This window comes from Actinomadura sp. KC216, from assembly GCF_004348535.1.
Classification (GTDB): domain Bacteria; phylum Actinomycetota; class Actinomycetes; order Streptosporangiales; family Streptosporangiaceae; genus Spirillospora.
Map to the genome: position 1 here is coordinate 30645 of NZ_SMJX01000020.1, position 18830 is coordinate 49474.

At 73.6% G+C, this 18830-nt stretch carries 14 protein-coding genes and 1 pseudogene; 9 read left to right on the forward strand and 6 right to left on the reverse strand.

The genetic code is table 11. The annotated features are described in order from the left end of the window. Positions 1-52 precede the first annotated feature (52 nt). From E1264_RS45875 to E1264_RS46195, 5 genes and pseudogenes are all read left to right on the forward strand, one after another. Positions 53-3019, forward strand: a complete 2967-nt coding sequence (locus tag E1264_RS45875; RefSeq protein ID WP_132170366.1) for a helix-turn-helix transcriptional regulator — start codon at positions 53-55, stop codon at positions 3017-3019. A 233-nt stretch (positions 3020-3252) separates the two neighbouring features. Next, positions 3253-5874, forward strand: a complete 2622-nt coding sequence (lanKC, locus tag E1264_RS05925) for a class III lanthionine synthetase LanKC (RefSeq protein WP_132170368.1) — start codon at positions 3253-3255, stop codon at positions 5872-5874. A gap of 5 nt (positions 5875-5879) precedes the next feature. Continuing rightward, positions 5880-5990: a SapB/AmfS family lanthipeptide gene (locus E1264_RS05930; RefSeq protein WP_132170370.1), complete on the forward strand. Its 111-nt coding sequence runs from the start codon at positions 5880-5882 to the stop codon at positions 5988-5990. A gap of 61 nt (positions 5991-6051) precedes the next feature. Then, positions 6052-7743, forward strand: coding sequence for an ABC transporter ATP-binding protein (locus tag E1264_RS05935; RefSeq protein WP_132170372.1), 1692 nt, complete (start codon positions 6052-6054; stop codon positions 7741-7743). Between the two features lie 893 nt (positions 7744-8636). Beyond that, positions 8637-9206: pseudogene (locus tag E1264_RS46195) on the forward strand (ATP-binding cassette domain-containing protein); the annotation flags it as partial. Between the two features lie 240 nt (positions 9207-9446). Here the strand turns inward: E1264_RS46195 and E1264_RS05945 are convergent. Beyond that, positions 9447-10052 (reverse strand): response regulator transcription factor, encoded by a 606-nt coding sequence (locus E1264_RS05945; RefSeq protein ID WP_132170374.1) that lies wholly within the window; start codon positions 10050-10052, stop codon positions 9447-9449. 307 nt (positions 10053-10359) lie between these two features. Then, positions 10360-11325: an ornithine cyclodeaminase family protein gene (locus tag E1264_RS05950; protein ID WP_132170376.1), complete on the reverse strand. Its 966-nt coding sequence runs from the start codon at positions 11323-11325 to the stop codon at positions 10360-10362. Between the two features lie 407 nt (positions 11326-11732). Between E1264_RS05950 and E1264_RS05955 the strand changes: the two genes are divergently transcribed. After that, positions 11733-12512 (forward strand): S1 family peptidase, encoded by a 780-nt coding sequence (locus E1264_RS05955; protein ID WP_132170378.1) that lies wholly within the window; start codon positions 11733-11735, stop codon positions 12510-12512. A gap of 194 nt (positions 12513-12706) precedes the next feature. After that, positions 12707-13780, forward strand: coding sequence for a S1 family peptidase (locus E1264_RS05960; protein ID WP_132170380.1), 1074 nt, complete (start codon positions 12707-12709; stop codon positions 13778-13780). A 97-nt stretch (positions 13781-13877) separates the two neighbouring features. On the opposite strand, the gene E1264_RS05965 is transcribed toward E1264_RS05960, so the two are convergent. From E1264_RS05965 to E1264_RS05980, 4 genes are all read right to left on the reverse strand, one after another. Beyond that, the gene (locus tag E1264_RS05965; protein ID WP_132170382.1) at positions 13878-14615 is read right to left on the reverse strand and encodes an alpha/beta fold hydrolase; all 738 of its coding nucleotides are present in this window, start codon (positions 14613-14615) and stop codon (positions 13878-13880) included. Positions 14616-14761: 146 nt separating this feature from the next. Then, positions 14762-16429: a hypothetical protein gene (locus E1264_RS05970; RefSeq protein ID WP_132170384.1), complete on the reverse strand. Its 1668-nt coding sequence runs from the start codon at positions 16427-16429 to the stop codon at positions 14762-14764. Between the two features lie 159 nt (positions 16430-16588). After that, entirely contained in the window at positions 16589-17431 is an 843-nt protein-coding gene (locus E1264_RS05975) for an NADP-dependent oxidoreductase (RefSeq protein ID WP_243710776.1), read from the reverse strand. A gap of 141 nt (positions 17432-17572) precedes the next feature. After that, a complete protein-coding gene (locus E1264_RS05980) occupies positions 17573-18163 on the reverse strand; it encodes a Uma2 family endonuclease (RefSeq protein WP_207935741.1) in 591 nt (196 codons plus the stop codon). Between the two features lie 147 nt (positions 18164-18310). On the opposite strand from E1264_RS05980, the gene E1264_RS05985 reads away from it, so the two are divergent. Together E1264_RS05985 and E1264_RS05990 are read left to right on the forward strand one after the other, a co-directional pair. Beyond that, positions 18311-18553 carry a hypothetical protein gene (locus tag E1264_RS05985; protein WP_132170388.1) on the forward strand — a complete coding sequence of 81 codons (243 nt, stop codon included), beginning with the start codon at positions 18311-18313 and terminating at the stop codon, positions 18551-18553. Positions 18554-18641: 88 nt separating this feature from the next. Beyond that, the coding region (locus tag E1264_RS05990; RefSeq protein ID WP_165964028.1) for an acyl-CoA dehydrogenase family protein at positions 18642-18830 on the forward strand (189 nt) is incomplete at its 3' end.

Below are 18830 nucleotides of genomic sequence, written 5' to 3' on the forward strand. Positions count from 1 at the left end.
CGGTCATCCCTGGTCGGCTGGGATACTGGCTGGTGACCGGAAGGGGCTTTTCGTGCTGATCGGCAGGGCGGCCGAGCTCGCGGAGCTGAGGGCGGCGCTGGCGCGTGCCGCCGGGCACGGCGCCGCGGCGGTGCTGGTCAGCGGTGACGCGGGCGTCGGGAAGACGCACCTGGTGTCCGCGCTGGTCCGCGCCGCCCGCGACGACGGCTTCGCCGTGCTCGTCGGGCAGTGCGCCGAGCTGGGCGAGAGCGTGCCGTACCTGCCGCTCGCGGACGCCCTCTGGACCGCCGCGCACGCCGGGGCCCCCGAGTCGGACGCGGTCCGCGCCGCGCTCGACGCCCGCCCGGTGCTCGGCCGGCTGCTGCCCGACAGCGGCGCCGAGCCGGGCTCCGTCACGGAACTCGGGCAGCAGCAGCTGTTCGGGGCGGCGCTCGGGCTGCTCGGCGAGCTGGGTCAGGAGCGGCCCGTCCTGCTCGTCCTGGAGGACCTGCACTGGGCCGACCGGTCGACCCGGCATCTGCTGACGTTCCTCTGCCGCGTCCTGCAGCGCGAGCGGGTGTGCCTGGTCGGCACGTACCGGTCGGACGACCTGCACCGGCGGCATCCGCTGCGGCCGGTGGTGGCGGAGCTGCTGCGGCTGCCGAACGTGACCGGCGTCGAGGTCGCCCCGTTCGGGCCGGGCGAGACCGCGGAGTACCTCGCCGAGCTGTCCCGCGGGGGCGCGCCGGTCACGGCGGAGGCCGTCGAGCGGGTGCACCGCCGGTCGGAGGGGAACCCGTTCTACGCCGCCGAGCTTTACTCCGCCGGGCTCGACGCCCCCTGCGGCGAGCCGGAGGGGCTGCCGTCCGGGCTCGCCGACCTGCTGCTGTCGCGGATGGAGCGGCTGTCGGACGCCGGGCAGCGCGTCGTGCGGGTCGCGGCGGTCGCCGGGCGCCGCATCGACGACGAGCTGGCCCGCCGCGTGTCCGGGCTGGACGAGGCGGCCGTCGGCGAGGCGCTCCGCGAGGTCGTGTCGCACCAGCTGCTCGTCCCGTCCGGGACCGGGTACACCTTCCGGCACGCGCTGCTGCGCGAGGCCGTCTACGCCGACCTGCTGCCGGGCGAGCGGACCCGGCTGCACGCCGACTTCGCGCGGCTCCTCGCCGAGCTCCCCGCCGGGACCCGCGGGTCGGCGGCGGAGCTGGCGCACCACAGCCTCGCCGCGCACGACCTGCCCGCCGCGTTCGCCGCGTCCGTCCGGGCGGGCCGGGAGGCGGGCCGGCTCGGCGCCCCCGACGAGGCGTTCGAGCACTACGAGCGGGCGCTGGAGCTGTGGGACGCCGTCCCCGATCCGGAGGGGGAGGCGGGGGTCACCCGGGCCCGGCTGTCGCTGACGGCCGCGAAGGAGTCGGCCCGGGCCGGGGAGCCGCGCCGCGCCGTGCACCGGCTCCGCCGCCTGCTGGCCGTCGCCGACCCGGCGGACCTGCGCCTCGGCTCCGAGATCCGCGAGCATCTGGCGACCTATCTCGGCGACATCGACCAGGACGAGGAGTCGCAGGCGACCGCGCGGGAGGCGGTGGCGATGCTCGCGGGCGACCCGGCGGCGCCCGAGCGGGCCTGGGCGCTCGCCACCTACGCCCGGTCGCTGCTCTACCGGGACCCGGACGGCGAGATGCCGGAGTTCGCGGAGAAGGCCGTCGCGGAGGCCCGCGCCGCCGGGACCCCGGGCGCCGAGGCGGCGCTGCTGGTCACGCTGGGGCTGTGGCGGGAGTCGCGGGAGGCCGACTCGGGGGTGGCGGAGGTGTTCGCGCGGGCCCGTGACCTGGCCGACGCGGCGGGCGACAGCCCGCAGGCGGCGGTGCGCGCCCGGTACCACCACGCCCGGACGATGTTCGACCGCGGCGACCTCGCGGGCGCGGCGCGCGCCGCCGACGCGGGCGTCCGGTTCGTGCTGGACAAGGGCCTGCGGTGGAGCACGTACGGCATCATCATGCGGTCCCTGCGGTACCTGATCCACTACACGACCGGGGACTGGGCGGCGGCGCGGCGGCTCTCCGACGAGTTCGCCGTCCAGGTCGTCCGGCCGGCGGAGGCGCAGATCTCCGCGTACGCGCTGTTCGTCGAGGTCGCGCAGGGCGCCCCGCGCGCGGACGAGCGGCTGCGGTGGATTGGGCCGCTGTGGGGCGAGGACCTGTTCCTCAACTACCTCGCCCGGGGTCTCGCGGCCGAGCACGCCCTGTGGCGCGGCGACCCGGACACGGCGGTCGAGCACATCGCGAACATCCTCGGCACCGCCTACGCCGAGGGCGACGGCACGATCCGCCTCGCGGCGACCGGGCTGTGGGCCCATGCCGAGATCGCGTCCCGCGCCCGCGCCGCCGGCGACGCGGAGGCGGTGCGGGCGGCGGCCGAGGCGGCCGACGACCTGCTGAACCGGGCCAGGACGGTGTCCAAGACCACCACCGACGGGCTCCCCCGCGCCTGGCTCGGGCTCGAAGGGCACGCGTGGCTCGCCCGCGCGGAGGCCGAGCGGCGCCGCGTGGACGGCGTCCACGACGTGGACCTGTGGCGGAAGGCCACCGACCTGTTCACCTACGGCGACCCGGACGGCGGGTTCGTCTACGAGGTGGCGCGGTCGCGGTGGCGGCTGGCCGAGGCGCTCGCCGAGAACGGCGACCGCGACGCGGCCGCGGCGGAGTGGCGGGCCGCGGTCGCGACCGCCGGGCGGCTCGGCGCGGAGCCGCTGCTGGCCGCGCTGCGCGACCTCGGGTCCCGCGCCCGGCTCGGCTCCCCCGGCGGGGCGCCGGTTTCCGGCTCGTCCGGCTCGTCGGGCTCGTCCGGGCCGCTCGGCGCGCTGACCGGGCGTGAGCGCGAGGTCCTGAAGCTGGTCGCGGAGGGGCTCGGCAACCGGGAGATCGCGGCGCGGCTGTTCATCTCACCGAAGACGGCGAGCGTCCACGTCTCCAACATCCTCGCGAAGCTGAACGTCGCGAGCCGCACCCAGGCCGCCGCCATCGCGCACCGCGAAGGGCTCCGCTGACCGCCGTCGCCCGCCTTTCCGTCTCCCCCTCTCGCCTCCCCTCACCGTCTCTCTCCGTGATCTCCCCCTGTCAGCGGCCGGTCACGCACCGGTACGGTGACGGGCACACGCGGCGGACGGTAGTTCTTCACACGCCATTCGTTATTCCCGGTACTGGCCTATACCGGTCCGAACTGCGACGCTTTCTCCTGTGAGCGCCAAAACGGGCCGGCGCGCGAGGAGGGAATACCGCAGTGGACAAGGGGTACGAGCTTTACTGCCTCGCGGACAAGCTGTTCTACGACGCGCCACCCGTCACCCGCAGTACTGACTTCGGAATCACCGAACGTGACCTTCCGGCGGGCTGGGAGCAGATTTTCGGCGACGAGTGGGTCGTCTACGACCCGCCGGAGCGCCGCGCCCCGCTGCAGGGCTGGAAAGTGCACGTCTCGGGATGCGCGGAAAGCGCCACGGAGATCCTGTCCGGCGTCTGGGAATACTGCGTCGACAACGACATCGAGTTCAAACATCTGCGCGGCCCCGGCACGCTCCGGATGCGGAACGCCAAATACGCGCCGCGCGGGGCGAGCGGGAAGCTCGTCACGATCTACCCGGCGGACGAGCGCGAGCTGGAGCGCGTGCTGGCCGAGCTCGGCGCCCGCCTGGACGGCCTCCCCGGTCCCTACATCCTCAGTGACCTGCGGATAGGCGCCGGTCCCCTGCACGTGCGGTACGGCGGCTTCGCCGAGCGGCGCTGCCTGGACGAGCAGGGCAAGCTCGTCGCCGCGCTGGAGAACGGCGACGGGGAACTGGTGCCCGACCGCCGCGAGCCGGTCTTCTCCGTCCCCGACTGGGTGACCCTTCCGGCGTGCCTGGAACCGCATCTCAAAGCGCGCGGCGCCACCACGACGACCGATCTGCCGTACCAGATCACCAAGGCGCTGCATTTCTCCAACGGCGGCGGCGTTTATGAGGCGACCGACACCCGTTCCGGGCGGAAGGTCGTCCTGAAAGAGGGGCGCCCGCATGCCGGGCTCGCCGCCGACGGAGCGGACGCGGTGACGCGCATCGAACGGGAGCGCGACGTTCTCCGCAAGCTCGCCGGAATCGACGGCGTGCCCGAGGCGCTCGACTGGTTCACGCTCGGCGAGCACCATTTCCTCGTCCAGGAGTTCATCGAGGGCCGGACGCTCAACACCTTCTTCGCGGAACGGCATCCGATGCTCGATCCGGACCCGGATCCGCAGAAGACGGCCGATTATGCCGAATGGGCGCTGCGCGTCCACGCGGGCGTCGAGCGGGTGGTCGCCGCGATCCACGAGCGCGGTGTGGCGTTCAACGACCTGCACATGTTCAACGTGATGGTCGGCCCCGACGACTCCGCCGCGCTGATCGACTTCGAGACGGCGGCGCCCGCGTCCGACCGCGGCCGGCAGACCCTCGCCAACCCGGCGTTCCTCGCGCCGCCCGACCGGCGCGGCACCGACGTCGACCTCTACAGCCTCGCGTGCCTGCGGCTGGCGCTGTTCGTCCCGCTGACCACCCTGTTCGTCATCGACCGGGGCAAGGCGCCGCAGCTCGCCGACCTGATCGCCGCGAACTTCCCGGTGCCGCGGGCGTTCCTGGACGAGGCCGTCGAGGAGATCACGCGCGGCGCCGAGCCCATGGAGGCGCCCGAGTTCGTCCCGGACGCGCCCGGCCGGGCCCGCGCCAGGGACTCCCTGTCGCTGGCGATCCGCGCGAGCGCGACCCCGGACCGCGCCGACCGGCTGTTCCCCGGCGACCCCGAGCAGTTCGACGGCGCGTCGCTCGGGCTCGCGCACGGCGCCGCCGGCGTCCTGTACGCGCTGGACGCGACGGGCGCGGGCCGCCTCCCCGCGCACGAGGACTGGCTGGCGGCGCGCGCCGCCGACCCGAGGCGCGGCACCGGCATCGGCCTGTACGACGGGCTCCTCGGAGCCGCGTACACGCTGGCCCGCCTGGGGCGCGGCGAAGACGCGCTCACCGCCGCCGACCACTGCCTGAACGAGCGATGGGAACGGCTCGGCGACGACCTGTACGGCGGGCTGCCCGGCGTCGCGCTCGCCTTGGCCGACCTCGCCGAGACGACCGGCGAGACGTCCCTGCACGACGAGGCCCGCTGCGCCACCGAGATCGTCGCCGGGCGCACGGCGGACGCCGCCGGGGACGGCCCGACCGCACGCCCCGGCCTGATGCACGGCGGCGCGGGCGTCGCGCTGATGCTCATCCGCGCCCACGAGCGGACCGGCGACGCGGCCCTGCTCGACCTCGCCGCCGCCGCGCTGCGCCGCGACCTCGCCGCCTGCGTCACCGACCACAACGGCGCGCTCCACGTCGACCAGGGCAACCGGGTGTTCCCGTACCTCGGGCGCGGCAGCGTCGGGATCGGGCTCGTCCTGGACGAGTACCTCGCGCACCGCCCCGACGAGGAGTTCGAGCGAGCACAGCGCGGGATCCGGGTCGCCGCGATGTCCCGGTACTACGCGCAGCCGAGCCTGTTCGGCGGGCGCGCCGGGATGCTGCTCTACCTGGCCCGCCACGGCCGCGACGACGCGCGGGTCGCCGGGCACGTCCGCGACCTGGCCTGGCACGCGCTGCCGTACGCGGGCGGGCTCGCGTTCCCGGGCGAGCACATGTACCGCCTGTCCATGGACCTCGCGACCGGCACGGCCGGCGTCCTGCTGGCCCTGGGCTCGGCCCTCCACGACCCGGCACCCGGCCTGCCCTTCTTCAGGACGGACGAACTCGGGCGGGGGGACGACCCCTCGCACCCCCCGGTTCGCTCCGTTCAACTCGATGAGCTCCCCGTAGGAACACCTACGGCGGCCACCTCTATCCAGCCCGAAAGGAGGTGAAGAACATGGCGCTTCTCGACCTTCAGGGGATGACGAGCGAGAACGGCGGCGGCGGCGGCAACAGCAGCCTGAGCATCCTCTGCCACAGCTCGCACAGTGTCACGATCTGCCTGTAATGGCGGTCTGCGGCCATGGCCCCCTCACCGGGGCCATGGCCGCCCTCGTTCTGGAGCCCCCATGACCACCCTTCCCGCCGCGAGCCCCACGGCCGGCGCGAACAGGCTGCTGCTGCGCGCCGCCGGGCGCGCCCGCGGCTGGACCGCGCTCGTGGCGGCCGCCGCGCTGGCCGACGCCGCCGCGGCCGTGCTGCTCCCGTACGCGCTGGCCCGCGCCATCGACGCGGTGCCGCCGGGCGGGGCCCCGGCCGCCGCGGCGGTGTGGCCGTGCGTCGCGCTCGTCGTGGCGTCGGCCGTGGCGGAGGTGCTGTCGGAGCTCTCGACCGGCTGCGCGGCGGCGCGGTCGACGGCCTGGCTGCGGCACACGCTGGTCAGGCACGTCCTCGCGGTCGGTCCCGCGCTGCGGGTCCCGCCGGGCGACGTCGCCGGGCGCGTGGTCGGCGGCGCGGCCGAGGCCGGGGTGGCGCCCGCCGCCGCGCCGGAGGCCGCCGTGGGCCTGGTGCCCGCCGCCGGGGCGCTGGTCGCGCTGTTCCTGATCGACTGGCGGGTCGCGGCGGCGATCGCGGTGGCGCTGCCGGCGATCTTCCTGCTGCTGCGGGCGTTCGTCCGCGACATCAGCGCGACCGCGCACCGCTACCTCACCGTCCAGGGGACGATCGCGGGCCGCCTCGCCGAGGCCCTCGCCGGATGCCGGACGATCGCCGCGGCCGGAACGGTCGACCGCGAGACCGTCCGCGTCCTGGAGCCGCTGCCCGGGCTGCGCGCCGAGGGCGAGACGATGTGGCGGGTCCAGGGCGGCATCGCGGCGCGCGGGCTGCTGGCGCTGCTGCTCCTGCAGATCGCGGCGGTCGGCGTCGCCGGCATGGAGCTCGCGGCGGGACGGGTCTCGCCCGGCGAGCTGGTCGCGATCGTCCAGTACACGGGGCTCGCGGCCGGGTTCGGTCCCGTCCTGACGCAGGTGCTCCGCCTCGGCCGCGCCCGCGCGGGCGCCGCCCGCGCCGCCGAGATCCTCGCGCTCCCCGCGCCCGGGCACGGCGACGAGACCCTCGCGTCCGGCCCCGGCCGCCTCGACTTCCGCGGCGTCACCGCCGCGGGCGGCACGATCGACGGCCTCGACCTGACCGTCCCGGGCGGCCTCGCCGTCGCCGTCACCGGACGCTCCGGCACCTCGGAGCTGGCCGCGCTCGCCGGCCGCCTCACCGACCCCGACCAGGGCGAGGTCCTGCTGGACGGCACGCCGCTCCCCCGCCTCACCCGCACCGAACTGCGCCGCGAGATCGGCTACGCGTTCGCCCGGCCCGCGCTGTTCGGCGGCACCGTCCGGGACGCGCTCGCGTTCGGTCCGTCGAGCCCGCCGGACGCGTGGCTGCGCGAGTCGGCCCGGGCCGCCCGCGCCGACGACTTCATCCGCCGCCTCCCGCACGGCTACCAGACCCCCCTCGCCGACGCGCCGATGTCGGGCGGCGAGCTGCAGCGGATGGGCCTCGCGCGGGCGTTCGCGCACGCCGGGCGTGTCCTGGTGCTGGACGACGCGACGTCGAGCCTCGACACCGTCACCGAGCTGCAGATCACCGACGCGCTGCTGCACCGGCTCGGGGACCGCACGCGGCTGATCATCACGCACCGGGCGTCCACGGCGGCGCGCGCCGACCTGGTCGCGTGGCTGGAGGACGGCCGCGTCCGCGCCCTGGCCCCGCACGCGAAGCTCTGGCGCGACCCCGACTACCGGGGGCTCTTCGGGGGTGCCGGGTGAGGAGCAGGCGGGAAGCGGCGCGGGTGCTCCGGCAAACGGTCGGCGGCGCCGTCAAGGCCCGGCCGCGGGCGGTCGCGCGCGCCGCCGCGTGGTCGGCGGTCGAGGCGGTGCCGACGGCGGTGTTCGGCCGCGCGGTCGGCGAGGCGGTCGACGCGTTCCGCACGGGACGCACCGCGGACGCGGCGATCTGGCTCGGCGTCCTCTCCCTGGCGGCGGCTGCCGGGGCATTCGGCAGCCGCCGCCTCTACCCCGCGCTCGCCGAGATCGTGGAGCCGTTCCGCGACGACCTCGTCCGCCGCGTCGCGGACGGGGCGCTGCGCCGCTCCCTGGCCGGGCGGCCGGACACCGGCGCGGTCGCGCGGCTCACGCACCAGGTGGAGATCGTCCGGGACACCTTCGGCGGGCTGCTCGTCGTCGTTCGCGGGTTCCTGTTCGCGACCGGCGCGGCGCTGATCGGCCTGGTCACCCTGATGCCCGAGGTGGCGCTGCTGGTGGTGCCGCCGCTGGTGCTCGGGCTGCTGCTGTTCGGGGCGGTGTTCGGCGCGGCGGCCGTCCGGCAGCGGGCCCTGGTCGTCGGCGAGGAGGAGATCGCCGAGCGCACCACGGCGCTGGCCGAGGGGCTGCGGGACGCCGTCGCCTGCGGCGGCGAGGACGCGATCCGCGCGGAGCTGGGCGCCGCGGTGGAGGCGCAGGCCGCGGCCGGTCGCGCGGTGGCGCGGTTCGCGGCGCTCCGCGCCGTCTCGCTTGCGGTGAGCGGATGGCTGCCGCTGCTGCTCGTCCTGGCGGCGGCGCCGTGGCTGATGCGGCGCGGCGCCACGCCGGGGGTCCTGATCGGCGCGCTGACCTATGTCCTGCACGGGCTGCAGCCCGCGCTGCGGACGCTCGTGCACGGCATGGGCGGCAGCGGGCTGCGGCTGGCGGTGACGCTCGCCCGCATCCTGGAGACGAGCGCGCCCGCCCCGCCCGCCCGGCCGGAGGCGGCGCCGCCCGTCGCGGGCGCGCCGGCCGTCGAGCTGCGCGGGGTGTCGTTCGCCTACGGGGAGGGCGCGCGGCCGGTGATCGAGGACCTCGACCTCGTCGTCCCGTCCGGCGGCCATCTCGCCGTGGTCGGCCCCAGCGGGATCGGGAAGTCGACGCTCGCCGCCCTCATCGCGGGCCTCGTCTCCCCCACCGCCGGGGAGGTGCTGGTGGACGGCCACCCGCCCGGCGACCCGGACCGGCGGGTCCTCATCCCGCAGGAGGCGTACGTGTTCAGCGGCACGCTGCACGACAACCTGGCCTACTACGCGCCGGACGCCGCACCCGGGCAGGTGGAACGCGCGGCGGACGAGGTCGGGCTGGCGCCGCTCGCCGAGCGGCTCGGCGGGTACGGCGCGCGGCTCGTCCCGGCGGACCTGTCGGAGGCCGACCGGCAGCTCATCGCGCTGTGCCGCGCCTACCTCGCACCGCAGCCGATCGTCATCCTGGACGAGGCCGCCTACCGGCTCGACGCGTCCGCGGAGGCGCGGGCGGAGGAGGCGTTCGCGCGGCGCCCGGGCACTCTGATCGTCATCGCGCACCGGATCAGCTCCGCGGCGCGGGCGCGGCGCGTCCTGGTCCTGGACGGGACCCGCGCGCAGGTCGGCCGGCACGCCGACCTGCCCGCGGTCTCGCCCCTCTACCGGGATCTCATCGGCCGGTGGGAGTCAGGGCCCGGCCGCGGTTCAGAGCCAGCCGGCCTCCTCGGCGATCCTGATGGCGTGGATCCGGTTCTGCGCGCCGACCTTGCGGTTGATGCGGGACAGATGGTTGCGGACGGTGCCGATCGTCAGGACGAGGTCCTCGGCGATCTGCGCCGCGGACGCGCCACGTGAGGCGAGCTCGAGCACCTCGACCTCCCGCTCGGTGAGCGGGCTGTCCATCGACCCGAGCTCGGTGAAGGCCATGTCGGCGTCGATGACGCGCGACCCGTTCGCGGCGCGCCGGATCGCGTCCACCAGGTCCCCGGGCGAGGTGTCCTTCAGGACGAGACCGGCCGCCCGCGCCGCCACCGCGCGGCGCAGGTCACCGGGCCTGCGTTTGCCCGACATCAGGACGGTGCGGCACTCGGGCACCGCCTCGCGAAGCGCGCACGCGGCGTCGAAACCGTCCATGCCGGGGAGCCCGACGTCGATCAGCGCGACGTCGGGCCGCCGTCTGCGCGCCGTCGGAAGCACCTGCTCACCGGTTCCTAACGCGGCGACGACATCGAGATCCTTCACATCCGAGAACAACGCGACCAACCCGCCGCGGAGGAGGGGCGCCCCCTCGGCGAGCAGTATGCGAATCATTTTCGTCTCCTAGCCTTGGCGCGCGGCGATACGCGGCAAAGCAGCCACGGCCTGCGCGAATGCTTTGCCCGAATCGCATTCTGATCCCTAATCGCACTCTGACCAGGGGGGACGGGCGGAGAACGGGTGGGAAGACCGGGCTGGGCCGGACAAGAGCGATCTTCCATGGGGGCCACCTTGACGGAGATATAGTCAGCGGGATGACCTACCGCCCGGAGTCAACACTATTCGCGGCGTCATTGTAAAGAGCGTCACAAAGGGCCATTCCGGTCGCACATATACCGCGAAAACCCTCCGCTACACATGATCACGAAAGAAAGTCGAACTCGGTGCCCGCGCCCGCCGCTCGGGCCGCGCGGTAAGCGGCCCAGCTCACCGCGAGGTCCTGCCAGGGAAGCCCGACCGGGGCGTAGACCGTGATCTCGCTGCCCTTCACCCGTCCGGGCACCTGGCCGCATAGCAGATCCCGGAGCGTCCCGGCCGCGTGCTTGACGTCGAGTCCGGCTCCGGCCAGCACGCCCATCTCCACGGCGAGCGGCACGTCGTCGACCACGACGCGGGCGCCCTCCAGCAGGTCGGCCGACAGTTCGGCCTTGCCGGGCTCGTCCGCGCCGAGCGAGGTGATGTGGGTGCCGCGGGTCACGTCCGCGGCGTGCAGGATCGGGCGGCGCGCCCAGGTCGCCATGACGACGATCCCGGCGCCCGCGACGGCGGCGCGCGGGTCCGCCGCGACCGACACCGCGCCGTCGCCGGTCAGGCCGAGCCGCTCGCCGTGCCGCTCCGCGAACCCGGCGGCCCGGGCGGCGTCCAGGTCGCAGACCGTGAGGCGGCGCACCTCCCGCAGCTCCGGCAGCCCCCGCATGACCAGCTCCGCCTGCGCACCGGCGCCGATCACGGCGACCTCGCCGGCGTCCGGGCGGGCCAGCGCGTGCGTGCCGAGCGCGGCGGCGAGGCCGGTCCGCCACGCGGTCACGGTGGCCGAATCGAGCTGCGCCAGCAGCTCGCCGGTACCGAGATCGTGCAAGCAGACCACGCCGCGCAGCGCGGGCCGGCTGCCCGGGAACTTGGCGTTGACCTTCACCGTGTAGGCGGGGATCTCCTCGACCAGGCCGGGCAGCAGCGCCGTCGCGGTGCCCTGGCCCGGCAGCCTGCCCACCACCCGGCGCGCCACCGCCTCGCCCTCCTCGGCCATGAAGCCGCGGCGCAGCGCGTCCAGGCAGCCGGCGGGGTCGAGCAGCGCTTCGAGGTCGGAACGGGTCAAAAGGAGCGTCACCGGACCATTCTCCCGTCCCGCCCATCGCGGCGTCACTACCCGGGCGCCCCCGCCCCGGGAACGAAACCGTCCCCCGGAGCAATTGGTCCATTGCGGAAGCCAATTCCCGAGCGTTTTCAGTGCCCCAATCGACCGGCCCTCCGCGCCCTTGTCCATCGCCGCCCGGGACGGGCGGCGATGTCACTTAGCGCACCTCCGGCCCCTCCCCGGACGGCGGATCGAGCGGCGCGGCCGTCAGCGCGCCCCGGCCACCGTGACGATCAGTTGGACGCTCGGCCACCCATTGTGACAATCCTGCCGCCACTGATTTGTCACTTTCTTGCCTTACGCCTTCTTCGTCATTCTTTCAGCATGACCCGAGACCTCCGACGCATCCGTCCGGGTGCGCCCGCTCCCCTGGAGGCACCGTGAAGTCCCTACCCGCACGTGCGCGACCCGCACGTGCGCACACCGCCACCGCGGCGGCCGTGACCGGGCTGCTGGCGACCTCACTCGCCGCCACCGCACCGGCCGCGAACGCGTCCACCGCGCACTCACCCACCGCACCCGCGCCCGCCGCCGCACCCGTGGCCGCCGGCGCACCCGTGGCCGCCGGCGCACCCGGCGCGCCGTTCCGCACGACCGCCATCACCGGCCTGGGCGGCGACCCCATCTACACCTCCGGAACCCGCTGCTCGCTCGGCTTCAACCTCAGGAGGGGCGACACCTACTTCTTCCTGACCGCCGGGCACTGCACGCGGGCCGGCGGCACCTGGACCGACGCCTCCGGACGCACCCTCGGCATCACCGGCGGCACCAGCTTCCCCGGCAACGACTACGGCATCGTCCGGTACGCCGCCCCTCCGCAGGACACGCAGGGCGGCGTCAGGGCGCACGGCGCGTTCTACGACATCACCGGCGTCACCACTCCCCAGGTGGGCCGGCCCGTGACCGTCGCGGCCCCGTCCGGCACCCGGACCGGCCAGGTCAGGGCGCTGAACGTCACGGTGAACCACCAGGAGGGCGCCGTCACCGGGCTGATCCGCATCTCGGTGTGCAGCGAGCCGGGCGACAGCGGCGCACCCGTCTTCGCCGACCACCTCGCCATCGGGATCCTGGTCGGCGCCGAAGGCCGCTGCCCGGGAGGGACGTCGTTCGTCCAGCCCATCGGCGAGCCGCTCGACGCCTACGGATTGGAGGTCTACTGACAGCTGCCGAATCGGCTCCTTTGGTCCGTTGCAGGCCGTGATTCCCGCACTGACCACGGAGCCGACCGTCAGGGTGACAAGCGCTCTGTTGTGAATTGGTCACTTTCTGCGTCTTTCGTCTGCCTTGACGCTTCCATCGCGATGACCGGGTCCTCCGGTGCACCGGCAGGGTGCGCCCAACCCCCCGTGGAGGCATGTTGAAGATCACCAAGAGGCGTGTGCTCACCGTCGCCGTTCCGGCGTCGACGGCCGCTCTCGTGGCGGGTGCGCTCGCCGTCGCTCCCACCATGACCACGACGTCGGCCGCAGCTCCCGTGGCCGCCGCCGCTCCCGCGAATCCCGGCGACACGTCAGCGAAGCTCGCCGAGCGGCTCGGCGCCCGGTCCGCGGGCTCCTACCTGAAGGGCGGCAAGCTCGTCGTCACGGTGACCGACGCCGAGGCCGCGCGGACCGTGCGCGACGCGGGCGCCGTCCCGCAGACCGTCGCGCGCAACGGCTCCTACCTCAAGAAGGTCATGTCCGCGCTCAAGCGGGACGCGACGATCCCGGGCACCGCCTGGGCCGTCGACCCGGCCGCCAACCAGGTCCTGCTCACGCTGGACAGCACCGTCACCGGCGCGAAGCTGAAGAAGGTCCAGGCCGCCGCGGCCAAGCACGGCGCGGCCGTCCGGACCGAGCGGGTCGCCGGGAGGTTCCAGAAGTTCACGCTCGGCGGCGAGGCCATCCGCACCGGCGGATCCCGCTGCTCGCTGGGCTTCAACGTCAAGAAGGGAAGCGAGTACTACTTCGTCACCGCCGGGCACTGCACCAACATCGGCACGACGTGGACCGACAGCTCCGGGCGCACGCTCGGCAACGTGACGGGCAGCAGCTTCCCCGGTAACGACTACGGCATCGTGAAGTACTCGTCCGCTCCCGCCGACACCCAGGGCGCCGTCAGCCTCTATGGCCAGGGCACCCGGGACGTCACCGGCGCCGGCAACGCGGCGGTCGGGCAGCAGGTGACGCGCAGCGGCAGCACCACCCAGGTGCACAGCGGCTCCGTCAACGCCCTCAACCAGACCGTGAACTACCAGGAGGGCAGCGTCAGCGGCCTGATCCGCACGAACGTGTGCGCCGAGCCGGGCGACAGCGGCGGCTCGCTGATCGCCGGGTCGACCGCGATCGGCCTGACCTCCGGCGGCAGCGGCAACTGCTCGTCGGGCGGGACGACGTTCTTCCAGCCCGTCACCGAGCCGCTGCAGGTGTACGGCGTCGAGGTCTACTGATCCGCTGATCCACCGATCGGCTGATCGACCGGCACGAGAAGGCGGGCCGCCTCCGCACGGACTCCCGTGGAGGCGGCCCGCCGCTCTCCGCCCGGGCTCAGGGGGCGGCGGGGACTTCGAGCGTGCGGAGGATCTCCGCGATGACGTCCTGCTGCCGTTCGACCAGGTAGAAGTGCCCGCCGGGCAGGACGGTGAGCGCGAACCGCCCGTCGGTGACCTCCGCCCATCCGGCGGCCTGCCGCTCGGTCACCTCCGGGTCGTCGTCCCCGATGATCGCGGTCACCGGGACGGTCAGCCGGACGCCCGCCCGGTGCGCGTAGTTCTCGACCAGCGCGAAGTCGTTCCGGACGTACGGCAGGACGAGCTCGCGCAGCTCCGGGTCGCGCAGCGCCTCGGCGTCGGTGCCGCCGAGCTTCACCATCTCCTCGATCACGCCGTCATCGTCCCGGTCGGAGATGCGGGCGTCGTCGCGGTCGTGCGGCGGGCACGTGCCGGACACGAAGAGATGGACCGGGGCGGTGCCCCGCTCCTGCAGCAGCCGCGCCACCTCGTACGCCACGACGGCGCCCATGCTGTGCCCGAACAGCGCGGCCGGGCGGTCGATCAGCGGCGCCATCGCCCCGGCGATGAGCCGGGCGAGCTGGTGCGCGTCGGCGACGAGGGGGTCGCCCATCCGGTCGGCGCGTCCCGGGTACCGGACGGCGTGGACCTCGACGGCCGGGTTGATCTCCTTGGCCCACGACCGGTAGAACACCGCGGACCCGCCCGCGTGCGGCAGGCAGAACAGCCGCAGCGACGCCCAGGGACGGCTCTCGGCGCAGTGGAACCAAGTCACGTGATCACTCCTCCTCACGGCGGCGGACGCGCCGGTCTCCGCCGCCACCCTAAGGCCCCGCGCGCCGGGCCCCCGAACGCCTGGCCCCGGACGCGGGTGCGGCCCCGGACGCCCGCGAGAGCGCCCGGGACCGCGTCGGCCAAGCGTCAGAAGCGCAGGCCGTAGGCGCGGGTCACGGTCTGCTGGACCGAGTTCCCGGAGCCGTCGGAGGCGTTGAAGCGCAGGGCCACAAAGCCGTTGTGCGACCAGGGATGGGTGACGTTGCCGGTCCAGCGGTCGGTGCCGCTGACGGTCAGCGGCACGTTGACCCAGGTGGCGCCGTCGTTGAAGGACGCCTGCAGCGAGATCGAGGACACCGCGGACCCGCCCGTGGCACGCTCCACGGCCACGGTCAGCGGGAACGTCGTGCCGGGCGCCGCGCGCCCGCTGCTGTCGAAGGCGCCGGTGATCCGCGGCTGGAGCAGGCTGTGCTGGTTCTCGAACGGGTCTCCGGGCCGTTCGGCGGAGGTGAACGTCCACCGCGCGTCGATCTTCGTGACGTACTTCGACCAGCCGGTGGTGCGCTGCGTCGACATGACCGCCTGGTAGGTGGCGGACTCGGGCGGCACCGCGAAGTCACCGGCCAGCGGGTTGGTGCTCACGCCGACCAGTGCCCCGTTGCGGTAGAGGGTGACCGTGCCGGTCGTCCCCCTGGTGGTGTTGCCGCTGAGGTTCTCGTGGCCCTGCTGGCCCGTGTTCGTCACCAGCGGACGGACGAAGATCGTCCCCTCCCCGTGCCCGACGTTCACGGTCGGCCCGAACGCGGCCTTGTTGAACGTCTCGGAATGGGTGCCGCCCGCCGTGTACGCGCGCCACGCGAGCTGGTTCTCCGGCACCTGGACGGTGTCGAGGTTGTAGAAGTAGCTGCCCTTCCACTTCACGTTGTTCGCGGAGTAGTAGACCTGCTGGCTGCTCGGCGCGCTGGCGGGAATGGTGAGCCCGAGCGTCTCCCCGCCGATGCCGCTGAAGTCGATGAGCGAGACGTGCGGCCCGACGCCCTCGGAGGGGATCCCCTGGGACGCGAAGGTCGTGTTCACCAGCGCCAGGTTCCCCGCCGTCGCGGTGAACGTCAGGTTCGCGGGGATCCGGCCGGTCGTCGAGAACGCGAGCTTGTACGCCCGCGTGTTCGTCGGCTCGGTCTTGGCCTCGGCGTAGGTGAAGTGGTACGGCCGGGTCGTGCTGGCCGACGGCCAGCTGCGCAGGGTGGTCCCCGGCCGGCCGCTCACGGTCGCGGAGATCTCCTGCCCGGCGATCGTCTGGATGATCTGGGCGTGGCTGTGGAACTCGGTCGCGGTCGCCGACGGGCTGACCGACGTGATCTCCGTGGCCGTCCGGGCGTCCATGGTGAGGTCGACGTCACCGGACACGGTCAGCGTGGGGTTGCCGTACAGGGCCAGGTCCGTTGGCGCGAACGGGTCGCCCGTGAGGACGATCCCGGTCAGGCTGTAGTCGCCGGCCGGGACGACGCCGGTGAGCGTCGCACCGGACTCGGTGAGCGGGTACTCCGCGCCGCTCGCCAGATCGATCAGGCTCGCCAGGGGCGCCACCGCCTGGCCGTCGAGATTGATGCCGCGGAGCGTGATCGCGTGGTCGGCCGCCGCGCTGACCCGCGCGGGGGGCTTGATCTTGCTGTGTCCCAGCTTGAAGTAGGGCTTCCCGGACAGAAGATCGCGTGCCTGGGGCTTCTTGGCCTCGTCGGCCGCGGCCGTCTGTACGGGGACGAGTAACGCCGCGATGGCGGCGACACTGATCAGGGCTGTTCTCCAGCGCCTCACCGTAGTTCCCTTCTGTTCGATGACAGAGGTCGTGTGAGTGGGCGCAGAACCGGATGAGAAATCCTTGGAAGGATCACCTGCGGGGAGTTCCGTCCCGGATTACAGGACGACCATATCCTCGATCTTGGTCGCGCAGGCGTGGCATACCTCACACCCGTGTCAGATTTCAAGAACGGCCTTGCCGGGAATGCTTCTTTTCTTGCCTTGGAACGCTTCACGGGTCTCGTCCAGGGGATGGACGGCCCCGACATGGGCCCGCAGCTCGCCCGTCCCGGCGCGCCCCGCCAGCTCGGCGAGCTGCCCGCGGTCAGGCTCGACGATGAAGAACACGGCACGCCCGCCCACGGGCGAGACGGGCGGCGGCGCCGTGATCGAGACGAGAGCGCCCCCCGCCCTGACCGCGCCCGCGGACTGTTCGAGCAGCTCACCCCCGATGGTGTCGAACACGAGGTCGACCGCCCCGACGGCGTCCGCGAAGCTCTGCGTCTCCAGGTCGACGAACTCATGCGCGCCCATCTTCAACGCGAGGTCGGCCGCGCGCCCCCGTCCGGTACCGATGACGCGCGCCCCGGCCTGCCGAGCCAGCTGAACAGCCAGTACACCGGTACCTCCCCCCGCGCCATGGACGACGACCGTCTGCCCGGCCTCCAGTCCCCCGTGCACGAAGAGCCCCTGCCAGGCCGTCAGCCCCGACAGCGGCAGCGCGGCCGCATCGGTGAAGGAGAGGGAGGGCGGCATCAGCGCGAGGTTCCGCGCCTCCACCGCCACGTACTCGGCCGCCGCCCCGTCCCCGTGCCAGTCGGTCAGGCCGAAAACCCGGTCGCCCACCGCGAACCCGGTGGTGCCGTACCTGACCTCGGCGACCTCCCCGGCGACGTCGTGCGCGGGGATGGACGGCGTCCGGTCCCGCCCGGCCCGGTCGACCCACGTCCCGGGCCAGTCGAGCTCGTCCGGCACGAACCCGGCCGCCCGCACGCGCACCAGGACGTCCCCGGTGGCCATCTGCGGCAACGGCGCGTCCTCCAGGACAAGCCCGTCACTGCCCCCACGCTCATGAATCCGTACCGCTCGCATCGTGCCCGTCCCCCCAACTCGAAGACTTCCTCGCCAGGGAGACGACACACCACCCGGACCTGTGACAGCTCAGTCGAACTTGGACGTGTCCAGCTGGATCTCGAACGGTTTCGGCAGAGGAAGTGCCTTGCCGAAGGGCACCTGATCGGTATGCCCGTACTCCTCCCCGTCCGGCCGGCTGAAGAGGCTCACTCTCTCCTCTTCCCGGTCCACCAGCAGGTAGAACGGAATTCCCGCCCGCGCATACCCGGTACGTTTGGCCTCCCGGTCCCGCCTCGGCCTGGAGGACGTCACCTCGACGACCATGACGATGGAGTCGTCATCCTGGACGGGCATCCACGATGGGGCCCGGTGAAAGGCGTCCGGCTCAACGTAGACGAAGGTGATGTCCGGAATCACGCGATTGTCCGGATGCCCGTCAACGCCCGGCACTTGAAGGCCCTTGTTACCGGAGCACTCGAGTTCGGCGGCGCTCTTCCGGATGACCTGGTGGATGATCGTGGCGACGCATCGCTCATGGTCACCTAGCGGGGGTGGGGTCACGACGATCTCTCCGTCGATCAGCTCGGCTCGGAAGCCCTCGGGGGTATCAAGGGCGAGGAAACCTTCCAGGAGAACGTCGTCTCCCTGCGACAGAGGCTCATCAACCATCACAGTCATGCCCTGCTCCTTTCCTCGCAAGCGAGTATATGAGCAGAGCGTCACCTTTCGCATACAGATCGTGACAACCCGAGCTTTCGCCCCCAGCCTACGGCCGAGACTCGCCAGATGCAGGTAGGTCGGGGCGTGAGTGGGAACGGTTTGTCTATGGATGAGCGAGATGTGGGGCGCGGGGACGTTCAGGAGCTCACGGACTTCGAGCTGACCGTGTACGAGACCGTGGCGGAGATCGACAAGGACGGCGGGGCGGCGGACTTCGACACGATCGGGCGGCTGGTGGGCGGGCCCGAGGAGGACCTGTGGGCCGCGCTCGGGCACCTGGTCGCGATCAACCACGTGCACTCGACCCGCCAGGGGTACGTGCTGGGGCCGCACGACTGGGCGCCCTGACCGGGTCCCGCTGGGCGGGAAGCGCCGGTGAGGCGGGCGGCGGGGTGCGGCAGGATGGCCGCGGGACCAGCGTGGGGAGGCCGCGGGGATGGAGCTCGTCGTCACCGAGGAGCAGCGGGAGCTGCGGGACGCGCTGCGGCGCCTGTTCGCCGACCGGTCGCCGTCCGGCGAGGTGCGGCGGCTGATGCGGACGGCCGAGGGCTACGACCCCGGGCTGTGGGCGCTGATGGCGGAGCAGCTCGGGCTGCAGGGCCTCGCGATCCCCGAGGTGCACGGC